Origin of the sequence: Kineococcus vitellinus, from assembly GCF_009906315.1 — a bacterium.
Taxonomy (GTDB): Bacteria; Actinomycetota; Actinomycetes; order Actinomycetales; family Kineococcaceae; genus Kineococcus; species Kineococcus vitellinus.
This window is the reverse complement of sequence record NZ_JAAALL010000078.1, coordinates 1-15,854: the sequence shown is the minus strand read 5'-3', so window position 1 is coordinate 15,854 and position 15,854 is coordinate 1. Positions and strand designations below refer to the sequence as shown.

The 15,854-nt window shown below is 75.9% G+C and carries 15 protein-coding genes; 9 read left to right on the top strand and 6 right to left on the bottom strand.

Annotation, left to right across the window (positions count from 1 at the left end):
• Both GTQ99_RS09360 and GTQ99_RS09355 read right to left on the bottom strand, forming a co-directional pair.
• A partial coding sequence (locus tag GTQ99_RS09360) for a helix-turn-helix domain-containing protein (RefSeq protein ID WP_166615470.1) occupies window positions 1–523 on the bottom strand: 523 nt, incomplete at its 3' end.
• Entirely contained in the window at window positions 520–1,989 is a 1,470-nt protein-coding gene (locus GTQ99_RS09355; protein WP_166615469.1) for an APC family permease, read from the bottom strand. The genes GTQ99_RS09360 and GTQ99_RS09355, both read right to left, overlap by 4 nt.
• Before the next feature lie 202 nt (window positions 1,990–2,191).
• Here GTQ99_RS09355 and GTQ99_RS09350 point away from each other — a divergent pair, with 202 nt between their 5' ends.
• The 8 genes from GTQ99_RS09350 (at window position 2,192) to GTQ99_RS09315 (ending at window position 9,755) form a co-directional block, all read left to right on the top strand.
• Window positions 2,192–3,706, top strand: coding sequence for an APC family permease (locus GTQ99_RS09350; protein ID WP_166615468.1), 1,515 nt, complete (start codon window positions 2,192–2,194; stop codon window positions 3,704–3,706).
• Window positions 3,703–5,706 carry a primary-amine oxidase gene (locus GTQ99_RS09345; protein WP_166615467.1) on the top strand — a complete coding sequence of 668 codons (2,004 nt, stop codon included), beginning with the start codon at window positions 3,703–3,705 and terminating at the stop codon, window positions 5,704–5,706. The genes GTQ99_RS09350 and GTQ99_RS09345 overlap by 4 nt, the downstream gene beginning before the upstream one ends.
• Entirely contained in the window at window positions 5,703–6,137 is a 435-nt protein-coding gene (locus GTQ99_RS09340) for a hypothetical protein (protein WP_166615466.1), read from the top strand. The genes GTQ99_RS09345 and GTQ99_RS09340 overlap by 4 nt, the downstream gene beginning before the upstream one ends.
• Window positions 6,134–6,895, top strand: coding sequence for a GNAT family N-acetyltransferase (locus tag GTQ99_RS09335; RefSeq protein WP_338074865.1), 762 nt, complete (start codon window positions 6,134–6,136; stop codon window positions 6,893–6,895). Before GTQ99_RS09340 ends, GTQ99_RS09335 begins: the two co-directional genes overlap by 4 nt.
• A gap of 17 nt (window positions 6,896–6,912) precedes the next feature.
• Window positions 6,913–7,533 carry an L-threonylcarbamoyladenylate synthase gene (locus GTQ99_RS09330; RefSeq protein WP_166615465.1) on the top strand — a complete coding sequence of 207 codons (621 nt, stop codon included), beginning with the start codon at window positions 6,913–6,915 and terminating at the stop codon, window positions 7,531–7,533.
• Window positions 7,534–7,629: 96 nt separating this feature from the next.
• Complete coding sequence (locus GTQ99_RS09325) at window positions 7,630–8,469, top strand: SDR family oxidoreductase (protein ID WP_166615464.1); 840 nt, start codon at window positions 7,630–7,632, stop codon at window positions 8,467–8,469.
• Window positions 8,470–8,481: 12 nt separating this feature from the next.
• Window positions 8,482–9,474, top strand: coding sequence for a type I phosphomannose isomerase catalytic subunit (locus GTQ99_RS09320; RefSeq protein ID WP_205707117.1), 993 nt, complete (start codon window positions 8,482–8,484; stop codon window positions 9,472–9,474).
• Window positions 9,475–9,569: 95 nt separating this feature from the next.
• On the top strand, window positions 9,570–9,755 hold the full coding sequence (locus GTQ99_RS09315; protein WP_166615463.1) for a hypothetical protein: 186 nt from the start codon (window positions 9,570–9,572) through the stop codon (window positions 9,753–9,755).
• A gap of 9 nt (window positions 9,756–9,764) precedes the next feature.
• Here GTQ99_RS09315 and GTQ99_RS09310 read toward each other — a convergent pair whose 3' ends face one another.
• From GTQ99_RS09310 to pcrA, 4 genes are all read right to left on the bottom strand, one after another.
• On the bottom strand, window positions 9,765–11,195 hold the full coding sequence (locus tag GTQ99_RS09310) for an APC family permease (protein ID WP_338074864.1): 1,431 nt from the start codon (window positions 11,193–11,195) through the stop codon (window positions 9,765–9,767).
• A gap of 16 nt (window positions 11,196–11,211) precedes the next feature.
• The gene (locus tag GTQ99_RS09305; protein WP_205707116.1) at window positions 11,212–12,042 is read right to left on the bottom strand and encodes a carbon-nitrogen hydrolase family protein; all 831 of its coding nucleotides are present in this window, start codon (window positions 12,040–12,042) and stop codon (window positions 11,212–11,214) included.
• Between the two features lie 84 nt (window positions 12,043–12,126).
• Entirely contained in the window at window positions 12,127–12,828 is a 702-nt protein-coding gene (locus GTQ99_RS26775; protein WP_166615462.1) for a GNAT family N-acetyltransferase, read from the bottom strand.
• A 3-nt stretch (window positions 12,829–12,831) separates the two neighbouring features.
• Window positions 12,832–15,162, bottom strand: coding sequence for a DNA helicase PcrA (gene pcrA / locus GTQ99_RS09295; RefSeq protein ID WP_166615461.1), 2,331 nt, complete (start codon window positions 15,160–15,162; stop codon window positions 12,832–12,834).
• Window positions 15,163–15,266: 104 nt separating this feature from the next.
• Between pcrA and GTQ99_RS09290 the strand changes: the two genes are divergently transcribed.
• The gene (locus GTQ99_RS09290) at window positions 15,267–15,854 is read left to right on the top strand and encodes a TetR family transcriptional regulator (protein ID WP_166615460.1); all 588 of its coding nucleotides are present in this window, start codon (window positions 15,267–15,269) and stop codon (window positions 15,852–15,854) included.

Sequence of the window (15,854 nt, the reverse complement as noted above, 5' to 3'; positions counted from 1 at the left end):
CCACCGCCACGAGCGCGGCCCGCGGGCGCTCGCCGACGGGCGCGACGAACCAGGAGGTGCCGGGCAGCGGGCCCGGGCCCTGCGCCTGGTCGGCACCGGCCAGCACCTCCCGCAGCGGTTGCGGCCGCGGGGCGCCGGGGCGGTTCAGCTCCGGCTCGCCGACGCCCAGCGCGCCGCCGGTGTCGGCGCCGGTGTCGGCGTCGGCGATGCGCAGCAGCCCGCCGCGCACCAGCAGCAGGTGCACGGCCGGGCGCATCCCCGCGCGCAGCTCCAGCAGCTCCGCGCGCACCGCGGCGCTCAGGCGCACGGGGGCGGCCGCGTCGACGAGGTCGCCGAAGCGCGCGCCGAGGGCGAAGCCGGACAGGTCCGGCAGGCGCACCACGAGCTCCTCGGCGACGAGGAGGTTCAGCAGCCGGTAGGCGCTCGCGCGCGGGATGCCGGTGCGGGCGGCGAGGTCGGCCGCGCTCACCCCCGCGCCGGCCCGCGCGAGCGCCTCCAGCAGCTGCACCGCCGGGGCGATCACCCGCGGCCGCCGAGGACGTCCTGGCGGCGGGTCTCGTCGTACAGGCCCACGCCGGCCACGAGCAGCGGGCGGCGCACCCGCAGCAGCAGCGCCCGCGCCAGCGCCAGCGCGACCAGCGCCGCCCCGGCGAGCACCCAGCCCCCGCCGGCGGCCAGCGCCCACGCCGTGCACGCGGCGAGCACGGCCGCCAGCGCGGCCACGGCCAGCACGGCCCGCACGAGCGGGGCGGGCGTCAGCTCGCCGATGCGGTGCAGGAAGGACGGCACGGCCAGGCACACCAGCAGGTAGCCGGCGAGGTAGCCGCAGGTGCCCACGACGAGCAGGCCGCGCAGCGCGTCCTGGACGGGGACGCCGGCCAGCAGCACCGCCACCGGGACGGCGACGGCCAGCGCCCCCGCGAGCAGCACCGCCGGGCCCGGGGTCCCCGCGCGGCCGGTGCGCCCCAGCGCGCGGGGCACCACCCCCTCGCGGCCCATGGTGAACAGCAGCCGCACCAGGGCCGTCAGCGACCCGCTGGCGCAGCCGAGGAAGGAGGCCAGCACGCCCAGCTCCAGCGCCGCGGCCAGCGCCGGGCTGCCCAGGAGCGCCGCCGCGCTCGCCAGCGGCACGGGGGCGCCGGCCACGCCGGGGCCCGCGTGCGCGAGGACGACGGACTGCGCAGCGGCGGCGAGCACGTAGAGCAGCCCGGCCACCAGCGCCGTCCAGCGCACCGCGCGCGGCACGACGAGCAGCGGCCGGCGGCTCTCGGTGGCCAGCGCACCGGCGCTCTCGAACCCCACGAAGGCGGTCACCGCGAGCAGCAGCCCCTGCCCGCCGGGGCCGAACGGGGAGGACGGGTCGCCGCCGAGCAGGTCGGCGCCCTCCCCCGCGCCGGTGCGGGTCAGCAGGACGAGCAGGACGGCGGCGACCACGGAGATCGAGACGACCTCCAGCGCCAGCGCGAGGCGGGCCGAGACCCCGGCGCCGCGCAGCGCGGCCCCCGCGACGAGGGCGCCGGCGCACGCGACGCCCACCGCGACCGGCACCGGTCCGGCGGCCGGCGGCAGGAGCCGGCCGGCCAGCGCGGCCGCGCAGGTCGCGGCGCCGGTGAGGGCCCCGGCGACGAGGAAGCCGTAGCCGACGAGGAGGGAGCCGCCGGCCGCCAGCGCGGGCACCCCGCCGAGCCCCTTGGCCGTGAAGCTGTACAGCGAACCGGGGGCGACCATGCGCCGGGAGAACTGCCCGATGCAGCTGCCGACGAGCACGACGACGACGGTCGCCGCGACGTAGGCCAGCGCCGACGGCGGCGCTCCCGCGACGGCCATCGCCTGCCCGGGCGAGGTGGCCATCGCCGCGGCGGGCGCGGTCGCGGCCACCGACTGCGCCAGCACCGCCACCGGCCCCAGCCGGCGGCGGGCCAGCCCCGCCACCGGCGACGTCGAGCGCAGGGCGGGCGCGTTCGCGCGGGGGCTCGTGCCGGGGCTCACGCGGGAACGTTCCCCGAGGGGTGTTTCGGCCCCGTTGCGCGGGTGTTTCCGGCGCCGCCCACCCGGTGGGACCCCGTCGCCGGCGGGCGTCCCGCACGAGGCGATCGTCCGTCACGCGCGGGCAACACCGCGGAAACGCGCGCCGTCCAGGATCGGTCCAGGCGGCCGCCCGGCCGCCGTGCGTCCTCGCGCAAGGAGCGTCATGGCGTCCACCGCGAACACCACCGCGGCCCCCGCGGAAGCGCCCGCCCGCCTCAGCGGCCGGCTCGGCGTCGGGTCGATCGTCTTCATGGTCGTCGCGGCCGCGGCGCCGCTGACCGTCGTCGGCGGCAGCGTCCCGCTCGGGATCACCATCGGCAACGGCGCGGGCTACCCGGCGATGTACGCGATCGGCGCGGTCGTGCTGTTCTTCTTCGCCGTCGGGTTCACCGCGATGACGCGCTACGTGCCCAACGCCGGCGCGTTCTACACCTACATCGGCGCCGGGCTGGGCCGGCTGCACGGCCTGGGGGGTTCCTTCCTGGCCCTGCTGACCTACCAGACGATCCAGGCCGCGGTGTACGGCTACCTGGGCGCCGCCCTCGGCGGCGTCGTCGCCGACGACCTCGGCGGCCCGGACCTGCCGTGGTGGGTGTGGAGCGGGTTGTCGATCGCCGCGGTCGGTCTGCTCGGCTACCGGCACATCGACCTCTCCAGCAGGGTGCTGGGCGTCCTGCTCGTCGCCGAGGTCGGGATCGTCCTCGTCGTGGACGCCGGGGTCGTGCTGGCCGGCGGCGGGGACGAGGGGTTCTCGACCGCGTCGCTGACGCCGTCGGGCATCGCCTCCGGCGCACCGGGCATCGGGTTGATGTTCGCCCTCGCCGGGTTCATCGGGTTCGAGTGCACCGCGGTGTTCCGCGACGAGTCGCGCGACCCCGACCGCACGATCCCGCGCGCCACGTACGCCTCGCTGGCCCTCATCGGCGTCTTCTACACCGTCTCGGCGTGGTCGATCGTGTCCGCGTGGGGCGACGAGGGAGCGGTCGCCGCGGCCGCCGCCGACCCGGAGGGCATGGTCGTGGCGACCGCCACCGACTACGCGGGCGCCGTCACCGGCGACCTCGTGCAGGTGCTGCTGCTGACGAGCCTGTTCGCCTGCGTCCTGTCGTTCCACAACGTCATCAACCGCTACGTGTTCTCGATGGCGAACACCGGTGTGCTGCCGCGCTCCTGGGGCCGCAGCCACGCCCGCCACCGCTCCCCGCACGTCGCCTCGCTGCTGCAGACCGGTTCCTCGCTGCTGCTGCTGGCGGTGTTCGCGGCGACCGCGCTCGACCCGGTGCTGCAGGTCTACACGTGGATGTCCGGCATCGCCACGCTCGGGTTCATCCTGCTGATGCTGCTCACCTGCGTCGCGGTCCTGGTGTTCTTCCGCCGCACCCGCATCGACCCCCGCCCCTGGAACACCCTGGTCGCGCCGTCCATCGGCGTCGCCGGCCTCGCGGTCGCCGCGTACCTGACGGCCACGAACTTCGGCCTGCTCGTCGGCGGCTGGACCGTCGGCGCGGTGTTCCTGGCCCTCACCGTCGCCAGCTACCTCGTGGGTCCGCTCGTCGGGGTCCTCAAGCCCGGCGCGGACCCGCTCGCCACCGCGAGCACCCAGGCCGCCACCGTGCCGCACCAGGCCGGCGGCCCCGCCCAGTCCGTCCACGAGAACACCCCGGAGATCGGCGCATGAGCCTGCTCGAGACCCCCACCACCGACCTCGTCCCGGGCGCCGGCCCGGCCCACCCGCTGGACCGGCTGACCGCGGCGGAGATCGACGCCACCCGCGAGCTGCTCGAGGCCGCGGGAGCGCTGAGCCCCACCACGAGGTTCGCCTACGTGGGGCTGCTGGAACCGCCCAAGACCGAGGTCCTCGCCTTCTCCCCCGGCGACCCCGTCACCCGCACCGTGCGCGCGCTGCTGCTGGACACCGCCGCGGGCACCGGCCGCGACGTGGCGGTCTCGCTGGACCGCGGGGAGGTCGTCGCCGACCGCGTCGTCGACGGCCCCGCCGAGGGGCAGCTGCCGATCCTCGACGCCGAGTTCGAGCTCATCGAGCCCATCGTCAACGCCGACGAGCGCTGGACCTCGGCGATGCGCTCGCGCGGCCTGGACCCGGCGCAGGTGCGCTCGGTGCCGCTGTCGTCGGGTTCCTACGACGACATCCCGGGCACCGAACCCGGCAGCGCCCGCATCATGCGCGTCTTCGGGTTCCACCAGCCCGACGCCGAGGCGCTGCCGTGGGCGCACCCCGTCGACGGGGTCGTCGCCTTCGTCGACATCACCGCGCAGCGGGTGCTGCACGTCCTGGACCACCAGCGCTTCGAGGTCCCGCAGCAGACCGGCCGCTGGGACAGCGCCCCGCACGCCCAGGCCGAGCGCACCGACCTCAAGCCCATCTCCATCACCCAGCCCGACGGCCCCAGCTTCTCCGTCGACGGCGACGTCATCAGCTGGGCGGGCTGGAAGGTCCGCGTCGGCTTCGACGCCCGCGAGGGGCTGACGCTGCACCAGCTGTCCGTCGCCGACCCCACCGCGGCCACCCCCGCCGAGCAGGAGGTCCAGCGCCCGGTCGTCTACCGCGCCTCGATCGCCGAGATGGTCGTCCCCTACGCCGACCCCTCGCCGGTGCGGTTCTGGCAGAACTACTTCGACACCGGCGAGTACCTGTTCGGCCGGTACGTGAACCCCCTGGCGCTGGGCTGCGACTGCCTCGGGGAGATCCACTACTTCGACGCGGTGCTGGCCGACGAGTCCGGCCGGCCGCGGACGGTGCAGAACGCGATCTGCCTGCACGAGGAGGACCACGGGGTGCTGTGGAAGCACACCGACATGTTCAACGGCATGGCGGAGACGCGCCGCCAGCGCCGCCTGGTCATCTCCTTCTTCACCACGATCGGCAACTACGACTACGGGTTCTACTGGTACCTCTACCTCGACGGCACGATCGAGCTGGAGGCCAAGGCGACCGGTGTCGTCTTCACCGCCGCCCACCCCGAGGAGGGCCTGGCCCACTCCACCGAGATCGCCCCCGGGCTGGCCGCCCCCTTCCACCAGCACCTGTTCTCCGCGCGGCTGGACATGATGGTCGACGGCCTGGCCAACGCCGTCGAGGAGGTGGAGGCGGTGCGGGTGCCGCGCGGCCCCGGCAACCCCTACGGCAACGCCTTCGCCCGCAGCGCCACGCGGCTGACCTCGGAGTCGGTGGCCCAGCGCGAGGCGAACGGCGCGAGCGGGCGGGTCTGGCACGTCGTCAACACCGAGCGCACCAACGCGCTCGGGCAGCCGACGGGGTACGCGCTGCACCCCGAGCACCAGCCGGTGCTGCTGGCCGACGACACCAGCTCCGTGCACGAGCGGGCCACGTTCGCCACCAAGCACCTGTGGGTGACGCGGTACTCCCCCGAGGAGCGCTACCCGGCGGGCGACCTGGTGAACCAGAACCCCGGCGGCGCCGGCCTGCCCGCGTTCGTCGCGGGCGACCGGGACCTGGACGGCCAGGACCTCGTGCTCTGGCACACCTTCGGCCTGACGCACTTCCCGCGACCGGAGGACTGGCCGGTCATGCCCGTCGACCACGCCGGGTTCAGCCTCAGGCCGGTCGGGTTCTTCGACCGCAACCCCACCCTCGGGGTGCCCGCGGCGCCGAAGGCCGCCCACGGCACCGCGGCCGGGGGGTGCTGCAGCGCGTGAGCGCACGGGCGAGCAGGACCGCCGCCGTGCTCGGGGCGGCGGCGGCGGTCCTGCACGTCCCGCTGGCGATCTCCCACGCCGGCGCCTCGCTGCCGGCGGCGGCGGCCCTGCTGCTGATGTCGCTGGTGTGCCTGCCGTGCGCGGGGCACCTGTGGCGCGCGCCGTGCCGGCGGGCGTGGACGACCTGCGCGGTCGCCGGCGCCGGGGTGCTGGCGGCCCACGGCGTGCTGCTGACCCTGCACGCGGGGCCGCCGGCCGCCGCACCGCTGCTCGTCACCGGCCACGGAGCGCACGCGAGCGCGCTGCCGGCGCTCGGCTCCGGGCCCGCCCTGGCGCTGGTGTCGCTGCTCACCGCGGCGCAGGTGGCGCTCTGCTGCGCGGCCCTGGCCCGCGGGGGCGTCGCGCGGCGGCGTGGAACCATGCCGGGGTGATCGAGCACCACCCGACCGCCCCGCACGGGGCCGTCGCCCACGGGACCCCCGGGCAGGGGGCCGCCGCCCTCGAGGCGGCCCTGGACGACCCCGTGTGGGCGGCGCTGAGCGGCCCGCACGCGCACCTGGCGGAGGGCGCCGGGGCCGGGCGGCGCTACCCCGCCGACGTCTCCCCCTTCTGCGGCCTGGCCGACCACGACGACGAGCGGGCGTGGCGGGACCTGGCTGCCCTCGCCGGCGCGGGCAGCACGCTCCTCGTGCCCGCGCTGGCGGGCACGCCGCCGCGCGGCTTCGCCGTGACCGGCGTGCTGCCCGGCGTGCAGCTCGTCGCGACCCCCGCCCTGCGCACCGCCGACCTGGCGGCCGTGCCCGGCGGCGTGGAGCTGGGCGAGGAGGACGTGCCGCAGATGCTCGACCTCGTCGAGCGCACCCAGCCCGGCCCGTTCCTGCCGCGCACCCGCCTGCTGGGCCGCTACGTCGGCGTCCGCGAGGGCGGCCGGCTGCTGGCGATGGCCGGCGAGCGCCTGCGCACGGGCGCGGCGACCGAGATCAGCGCCGTGTGCACCGACCCGGCCGCGCGCGGGCGCGGGCTGGCGACGGCGCTGGTGCGCGCCGTCGCCCACGGGATCGCCGCCCGCGGGGAGCTGCCGTTCCTGCACGCGACGGCGACGAACGCCCCCGCGATCCGGCTCTACGAGGCGATGGGCTTCCGGCTGCGCCGCGAGGTGGGCTTCGCACGGGTGCGCCTGCCCGGCTGAGGGCCTACGGTCCCCGGGTGGCGCGTTTCGTCGAGGTGCACCCGCAGGACCCCCAGCCGCGGGCGATCGCCCAGCTCGTGGCGATGCTGCGCGAGGACGCGCTCATCGCCTACCCGACCGACTCCTGCTACGCGCTGGGCTGCCGGCTGGACAGCCGCACCGGTGCGGACCGCATCCGGCGCATCCGACACCTCGACGAGCGCCACCACTTCACGCTCGTGTGCTCCGACTTCGCCCAGCTCGGGCAGTTCGTGCACCAGGACAACGCCCAGTTCCGCGCCGTGAAGGCCGCCACGCCCAACCCCTACACCTTCATCCTGCCCGCCACCAAGGAGGTGCCGCGCCGCTTCGCGCACCCGCGCAAGAAGACCGTCGGCGTGCGCATCCCCGACCACCCGTTCGTGCGGGCGCTGCTGACCGCGCTCGGGGAGCCGCTGCTGTCGAGCACGCTGCTGCTGCCGGGCGTGTCCGAGCCGCCCACCGACGCCTGGACGATCAAGGAGGAGCTCGACCACGTCGTCGACGCCGTCGTCGACGCCGGCGAGTGCGGCACGGTGCCCACGACCGTCGTCGACCTCTCCACCGGCTCCCCGGAGGTCGTGCGGGTCGGTGCGGGCGACCCCGCCCGCTTCGAGTAGCCGGCGGGGCGCACGAGGCGCACGAGGCGCGCGTGGGACGCGGCGAGCCGGGTAGGGGGTCTGGTGAGGTCACGTCCACCACGAGAGGAGCACCCGGTGTCCCAGCCGTCGCAGCAGCAGGAACCGCCCGGCACCACCGCGCAGATGGACCCGAAGCCCGACCACGGCGAGCAGTCCTACCGGGGCAGCGGGAAGCTGACCGGCAAGGCGGCGATCATCACCGGCGCCGACTCGGGCATCGGCCGCGCCGTGGCGATCGCCTACGCCCGCGAGGGCGCCGACGTCGTCATCAGCTACCTGTCCGAGGACGAGGACGCCCGCGAGACGGCGACGTGGGTGGAGGAGGCCGGCCGCAGGGCGGTGCTCGTGCCCGGCGACGTCTCGCAGGCCGAGCAGTGCCGCGCGATCGTCGAGAAGTGCGTGCAGGAGTTCGGCAAGGTCGACGTCCTCGTCAACAACGCCGCCTACCAGATGACCCACGAGTCGCTGGAGGAGATCTCCGACGAGGAGTGGCTGCACACCCTCAACACCAACCTCAGCGCCTTCTTCTACCTGTCCAAGGCGGCGCTGCCGCACATGGGCCCCGGCTCCTCGATCATCGGCAGCAGCTCGGTGAACTCCGACAACCCCAAGCCGACGCTCATCCCCTACTCCGTCACCAAGGCCGGGATCGCGAACATGTGCGCCTCGATGGCGCAGCTGCTGGGTGAGAAGGGGATCCGGGTGAACAGCGTGGCGCCGGGCCCGATCTGGACGCCGCTCATCCCCTCGACGATGCCTCCCGAGCAGGTGGAGAGCTTCGGCCAGCAGGCGCCGCTGGGCCGCCCGGGTCAGCCCGCCGAGCTCGCTCCCGTGTACGTGCTGCTCGCCTCCGACGACGGCAGCTACGTCTCCGGCGCCCGCGTCGCCGTCACCGGCGGCACCCCCATCCTCTGAGGAGCGCACCCCGTGGACTGGTACCCGCTGCGCCTGAGCACCTCCGTCAAGCAGCACGTGTTCGGCGGCCGCGCCATCGCGGACGTTCTCGGGCGCAGCGGGTTGCCGGACGGCCCGGTCGCCGAGACGTGGGAGGTCAGCGACGTCGACGGCGAGGTGGGCGTCGTGCAGGAGGGCCCGCTGGCCGGCACCCCCCTGCGCGACCTCGTCGCGCGCGACCCCGAGGGCCTGGTCGGCGCCGGCTGGCGCGGCAGCCGGTTCCCGATCCTCACGAAGTTCATCGACGGCACCGGCGCGCTGCCCGTGCACGTCCACCCCGACGACGAGGCCGCGCGGCGCCTGCGCGGGCAGGAGAACGGCAAGACCGAGGCCTGGCTCGTGCTGGCCGCCGAGCCGGGGGCGAGCGTGCTGTGCGGGGTGCGCCCGGACGTCGGCGAGGAGCGGCTGCGCGAGGCGCTGCTGGCCGACCGCTTCGACGACGTCCTCGTGCGCTTCCCCGTCGCCGCCGGCGACACCGTCCTGGTGCCCGGCGGCACCGTGCACTCCTTCGGCCCCGGCACCCTCGTGCACGAGATCGAGCAGACCTCCGACCTGCAGCAGCACGCGATGGGCTGGCAGATGGAGGACGGCTCGCCCGTGCCCGCCGACGAGCGCGCCGCGAACGTCGACGCCCTGCTGCGCGAGGCGCGGCTGGAGCGGCGCCCGAGCGTGCGCGACGGCGCGGGACCGGCCGACGAGGACGGCGTGCGGCGCGTGGTGTGCTGCGAGAGCGCGTACTTCGTCCTGCACCGCTGGCGCTCCGGCGCCCCCGTCGCCGTCGCGCGGGAGTTCACCACCGCGCAGGTGCTGACGAACGTCGGCGGCGGGGAGGTCGCCGTCCGCTCCGGCGGCTGGTCGGGGACCCTGCCGCGCGCGAGCACGCTGCTGCTGCCCGCGGCGCTGGGCCGCGTGGAGCTCGAGGGCGTGCTGGACGTGCTGTGGGGGCACCTGCCCGGGGCCGGCTGAGGCGCGCGCTGCTGCGTCCGGGTGGCCCGGGGGGTGTCCGGGTGCAACTGTCGCCTCCCCGTGTCACAGTCCTCCTTCCAGGACGGAGGCCACGGATGGACCGGCAGGACAGCACCGAGCGGGCGGTCCGCCGCGCGGCTCTGCTCAACGAGCGCCAGGCGGCGCGCATCAGGCGCCGGCTGCGGGGTTTCCAGCTGCGGCGGCTGCCCGTCGCGCGGCGCCCGCGCGGCGGCGGCGGCACCGGCGAGCAGGGCGCGGCGGGCGAGGCGGAGCGCGGCTGAGGCCGCCGCTCAGGTGGTGCGGCGACCGCCCGCCAGGGCCCCGGCCGCGAACGCGGCGACGGGCAGCAGGCCCAGCAGCAGGCCGACCCCGGCGCTGCCGCCGGTCACGAGCGTGAAGTTCGAGGCCACCAGCCACAGGCTCACCGCGAGCGCCAGCACGGCCAGGACCGGGGCGAGCAGGCTGCGCCCGACCCGCCCGGCCCGCAGGTCCGGGCGGCGGGAGAAGAACGCGACGACGGCCACCGACGTCAGCAGCATGAGCAGGACCATGCCGACGGTGGAGACGCCCGCCATCGACCCGAAGACGCCGACGAGCGGGTCGAGGCCGACGAGGGCGAACACCGCCACGAGCACCAGGGCCGTCAGCGTCTGCACCGCCGAGGAGACCGCGGGCGAGGCGTGCCGCGGGTGGACGGCGGCCAGCCGGCGCGGCAGGTGGCCGCTGCCGGCGAGGACGAACTGGTAGCGGGCGACGATGTTGTGGAAGGACAGCACGCACGCGAAGACGCTGGAGACCAGCAGGACCTGCACGAGGTCGCGCAGGACGGCGCCCACGTAGGTGCCGGCCGCGTCGAGCAGCATGTTGCCGCCGTCGGCCAGGGAGTCCCGGGCCACCTGCTGGGCGCGCCCGGAGCCGACGCCGACGACGACGGCCCAGCAGGAGAGCGCGTAGAAGGCGCCGATGACGAGCACCGCGAGGTAGGTGGCGCGCGGGACGGTGCGCTCGGGGTCGCGGGCCTCGTCGCGGAAGACGGCGGTGGCCTCGAACCCGATGAACCCCGTCAGGGCGAAGAGGACCGCGACGCCGAGCGGGCCGGAGGTGACGGCCTGCGGGGTGAAGGAGACCGCGTCGACACCGGCGGCGCCGCCGCGCAGCACGATCGCGGCGTCGAGGACGAGGACGACGCCGATCTCCAGGACCAGCGCGACGCCGAGCACCCGGGAGCTGAGGTCGATGTGCCGGTGGCCGAGCAGCGCGACGACGGCGATGCCGGCGAACCCGTACGCCCACCACGGCACCTGCGGGCCGCCGTAGCGGGTGACGAGGTCGCCCAGGGCCCAGCCCAGGTAGCCGTACATGCCGACCTGGATCGCGGTGTAGGCCAGCAGCGCCACGTACGCGCTGCCCGTCCCCGCCCGCGGGCCCAGCCCGCGGGTGACGTAGGAGTAGAACGCGCCGGCCTCGGGGACGTGCGGGGTCATCGTGACGAAGCCCACGGAGAACACCAGCAGCACCGCGGCCGCCAGGACGAAGCCCACGGGTGCGCCGGCGCCGTTGCCGTTGCCGATCGCCAGCGGGACGTTGCCCCCGACGACGGTCAGCGGCGCCGCCGCGGCGACGACCATGAACACGATGCCGCCGACGCCGAGGCGCCCGGACAGGCGCGCTCCTGCACCGGCGGGGGCGGCGCTGGACGCGGTGGTGGGCGGGACGCTCACGGGTTCGACCTCGCTGTCAGGGGGTGTGCGGGAACTGCGCGGCGTGGCGGGCGTACAGGTCGCTGCGCAGGTCGGTGAGGTAGGGGTTGCGCAGCTGGGCGTCGGCGACGACGGCGGGGTCGACGTCGGCCAGCAGCAGGTGGTCGCCGTGCACGACGGAGTCCAGGACGTCCCCGGAGGGGGCGACGACGCTGCTGCGGCCGACGTAGGTGGTCGCGCCCTCCACGCCGTCGTGGTTGACGTAGGCGACGTACACCTGGTTCTCCCAGGCCCGGGTGCGGATCACGTGCTCGGCGACGAAGGCGAACGGCTCCATCTGCGCCGTGGGCACGGCCACCAGGTGCGCCCCGGCGCGGGCGGCGGCGCGCACGGCCTCGCCGAACTCGACGTCGTAGCAGATGAGCAGGGCCACGCGCAGGCCGCGGTGCTCGACGACGTGCACGAGGTCGTGCCCGGGGGCGAAGGTGCTGCGGTCCAGCTCGCCGAACAGGTGCGTCTTGCGGTAGCGGCCGGTGACCTCGCCGGTGTCGTCGACGAAGAACGCGCTGTTGTAGACGGCGTCGCCGTCCGCCTCCGGGGCGCCGAGGACGATCGCGAGGCCGGTGTCCGCGGCGATGCGCCGCACCGGCCCGAGCAGGTCCTGCCGCGCGAGGCGGGCCACCTCCTGCGCGCCGATGTCGTAGCCGGTGACGAACAGCTCGGGGGTGATGAGCAGCTGCGCGCCGCGCTCGGCGGCCGCCCGGGCGGCGCGCTCGAGCTCGGCGAGGTTGGCGGCCACGTCGCCGGGGGTCCCGCTGGTCTGCAGGCCGGCGATGCGCACCGGGCCGGGGGGCGGGGAGTCGTTCATGCAGGCATCCCACGACGGCCGCGCGCCGGGGGCAAGCGACGGATCGTCGGAGCCTGCCCGCGGCGGCGGACGGTTCGTCGGCCGCTACCGCCGGGAGCCCGCGGTCCCGGCGCCCCGGGGACCGGCACCGGTCCCGAGGTGGCGGTGCGCCCCGGTGATCGGGGAGCGGGTGCGCCACCCCAGCGAGGCGTAGAGGGCCCGCCCCTGCGCGCTGGCCACCAGGACGCCGCGCCGGGCGCCGCCGGCGCGGGCGGCGGCGGCCAGGTGCGTCACGACGACGGTGCCGAGGCCCCGGCGCCGGTGCTGCTCCTCGGTGCTGATCCGGTCGAGGACCGCGTCGGCGCCGGCCACGGCGAGGTGGCCGCGGGCGGCCGGGGTGCCGTCGGCGGCGTGCACGGTGAGCACGGTGGTGGCCCCGCGGGTGTCGGCCGCGACGCGGTACCCGGCGGGCGCGGCGGGCGCGAGCGCGTCCGCCAGCGGGGTCGTCATCAGCCACGTCGGCTGCTCCGGCCGCCAGCCCGGGCCCAGGCGGGGCAGCACCTCGGCGGGCTCGCCGGCGGTCTTGACGTGGTCGGTCTCGGCGCCGGCCTCGGCCACCGCCGCGCGCAGGGCGTCGGGGGAGGCGGTGGTGAGCACCCAGCGGCAGCGCTCGGTGGCCGTGCCCGTGGGCACGCGCCACCAGTCGGGTGCCCGCACGGCACCGCTGACGCCGCGCGCGAGGACCCAGCCCCGCACCCACGCGTCGAGGTCGGCGCCGACGTCGTCGGGCTGCGCGGGAGCGGGCACGCCTCAGAGCTTCTCGACGGGGGCGTAGCGCAGCAGCAGCCGCTTGGTGCCCTCGGAGCGGAAGTCGATGTGCGCGATGGTCTTGTCGCCCTCGCCCTCGACGCGCACGACGGTGCCCATGCCGAAGGAGTCGTGGGTGACGCGGTCGCCGGGGGCCAGCGCGATGACCGGGCGGGTGCCGCTGGAGCGCACCCCCGGCCGGGCGGCCAGGCGCGTGGAGGAGCTGGGCGAGGAGACGTCGCCGAACACCGACTGCCCCCGCCGCCAGTCGACGAGGGTGGCCGGGACGTCGTCGAGGAAGCGCGAGGGCGGGTACTGCTGCGGCGCGCCCCAGGCGCTGCGCACGGCCGAGCGGGTCAGGTAGAGCCGCTCCCGGGCGCGGGTGAGGCCGACGTAGGCCAGCCGGCGCTCCTCGGCGAGCTGGTCGGGGTCGCCCAGGGAGCGCAGGTGCGGGAAGGTCCCGTCCTCCATGCCGGTGAGGAAGACCACGGGGAACTCCAGGCCCTTGGCGGTGTGCAGGGTCATGAGGGTCACCACCCCCTCGTCCTCGCCCTCGGCGGGGATCTGGTCGGCGTCGGCGACCAGCGAGACGCGCTCGAGGAAGTCCGACAGGGTGCCGCCGGGGGTGGCGTCGGCGAACTCCTCGGCGACGGCGACGAGCTCGGCGAGGTTCTCCACGCGCGACTCGTCCTGCGGGTCGCCGCTGGCGCGCAGCTCGGCGAGGTAGCCGGTCTGCTCCAGCACGGCCTCCAGCACGACGGCCGGGGAGGCGCCCGACTCGGCCAGGGTGCGCAGGTCGTCGACGAGCTGGGCGAAGCCCCTGATCGCCTTCAGCGAGCGGGAGGCCAGGCCGATCGCCTCGTCGGCGCGCCACAGCGCCTCGTTGAAGCTGATCCGCTCGCGCTCGGCGAGCACGAGCACCGCGGCCTCGGCGCGCTCGCCGATGCCGCGCTTGGGGACGTTGAGGACCCGGCGCATGTTCACCGTGTCGTCGGGGTTGTCCAGCAGCCGCAGGTAGGCCACGGCGTCCTTGACCTCGCGGCGCTCGTAGAAGCGGGTGCCGCCGACCACCTTGTAGGGCAGGCCGGTGCGGATGAACACCTCCTCCAGGGCGCGCGACTGCGCGTTGGTGCGGTAGAAGACGGCGACGTCGCCGTAGCGGGCGGCGCCGGCGTCGTGCAGCCGGTCGACCTCCTCGGCCACGAACGCCGCCTCGTCGTGCTCGTCGTCGGCGACGTAGCCGACGATCTGCTCCCCCGCGCCGGAGGCCGTCCACAGGTTCTTGGCGCGGCGGTCCTCGTTGTGCCGGATGACCTCGTTGGCCGCCGACAGGATCGTCTGCGTGGAGCGGTAGTTCTGCTCCAGCAACACGGTCCGGGCGTCCGGGTAGTCCTGCTCGAACTCGACGATGTTGCGGATCGTGGCGCCGCGGAAGGCGTAGATCGACTGGTCCGCGTCGCCGACGACCGTCAGCTCGCCGCGCGGCACGGGCCCCTCGCCGGTGCCGACGAGCTCGCGGACGAGGACGTACTGGGCGTGGTTGGTGTCCTGGTACTCGTCGACGAGCACGTGCCGGAAGCGGCGGCGGTAGTGCTCGGCGACGTCGGGGAAGGCCTGCAGCAGGTGGACCGTCGACATGATGAGGTCGTCGAAGTCCATCGCGTTGGCCTGGCGCAGCCGCTGCTGGTAGGCCCGGTAGACCTGGGCCAGCACGCGCTCGGTGGCGGTGCCGTCCTCGGAGTGGGCGCGCTCGGCGTAGGCGTCCTCGTCGACGAGCTCGTTCTTGAGGTTGGAGACCATCGCCGACATCGCCCGCGGGGCGTGCTTCTTGGGGTCCAGCTCCAGCTCGCGGCCGACCATCGCCATGAGCCGCTGCGCGTCGGCGGAGTCGTAGATGGAGAACGAGGAGCGCATGCCGAGGTGGGTGGCCTCGCGGCGCAGGATCCGCACGCACGCGGAGTGGAACGTCGAGACCCACATGCTGCGCGCGCCCATGCCCACCACGTCGCCCACGAGCGCCGCGACGCGCTCGCGCATCTCGGCGGCGGCCTTGTTGGTGAAGGTGATGGCCAGGACCTGCCCGGGCGTCGCGCGGCCCTCGGCGAGCAGGTGGGCGATGCGGTGGGTGAGCACGCGCGTCTTGCCCGAGCCGGCCCCGGCGACGATGAGCAGCGGGGAGCCGGCGTGCACGACCGCCTCGCGCTGCTGGGGGTTCAGCCCGGTCAGCAGGTCGGCGGGGGCGGGGCCGCGGCGGGCGCCGGCGGACGGCTGCCCGCCGGAGCCGTCCCCGGAGCCGGAGGGACCCAGCGGGAGGTCGTCGAAGAGTGTGCTCATGGCCCCTCCAGGGTAGGCCTGGGCTCGGACAGGGGACACCTCCCCGGCGGACCGTCCCGGTCCCGGGTGGACCGTCCTGGTCGGAACCGGTCTACCCTGGTCGGGTGCCACGTCCCACCAAGGAGGAGATCGACGAGGAGATCCTCGACGCGGCGGCCGCGCTGTTCGCCCGCCACGGCGTCGAGCAGACCTCCGTGCAGCGCGTCGCCGATGCCGTCGGCTACTCCAAGACCGGCCTGCTGCACCGCTTCCCCTCCAAGGAGGCGCTGCGGGAGGCCACCGTCACCTCCACCCTCGAGCGCCTGGAGCTGCTCGCCCGGCGCGTCGCGGCGCTGCCCGCCGGCCGCGAGCGCGACCGCGAGGTCCTGCGGGCGATGGCCGAGCTGGCCACCCGCCGCCCCGGGCTGGTCGCCTTCGTCCTCACCGCCCTCAGCTCCCCCGGCTCGGCGATGAGCACCGAGCGCCTGGACAGCATCGGCGAGGTGCTCTTCCGCGCCTTCGGCGCGAGGCTGGAGCCGGGCGCCGACCCCGAGCGCGCCGTCCGGATCACCACCGCCCTCGGCGGGCTCGCGGTCACCTCGCTGGCCTGCCGCGACCTCGACGCCGCGCTCGTGCAGCCGCACCTGCTCGCCGCGGCCCTGGGCGCCCTCGGGCACCCCGCCGACCCCCCCACCCCCCGCACGGAGGACTGA

Excerpts from the sequence above, each read along its gene's own strand:
- GTQ99_RS09345 (WP_166615467.1), top strand. The coding sequence starts at position 3,703 with ATGAGCCTGCTCGAGACCCCCACCACCGACCTCGTCCCGGGCGCCGGC.
- GTQ99_RS09305 (WP_205707116.1), bottom strand. The coding sequence starts at position 12,042 with ATGAACGACTCCCCGCCCCCCGGCCCGGTGCGCATCGCCGGCCTGCAG.
- GTQ99_RS09315 (WP_166615463.1), top strand. The coding sequence starts at position 9,570 with ATGGACCGGCAGGACAGCACCGAGCGGGCGGTCCGCCGCGCGGCTCTG.
- GTQ99_RS09350 (WP_166615468.1), top strand. The coding sequence starts at position 2,192 with ATGGCGTCCACCGCGAACACCACCGCGGCCCCCGCGGAAGCGCCCGCC.
- pcrA (WP_166615461.1), bottom strand. The coding sequence starts at position 15,162 with ATGAGCACACTCTTCGACGACCTCCCGCTGGGTCCCTCCGGCTCCGGG.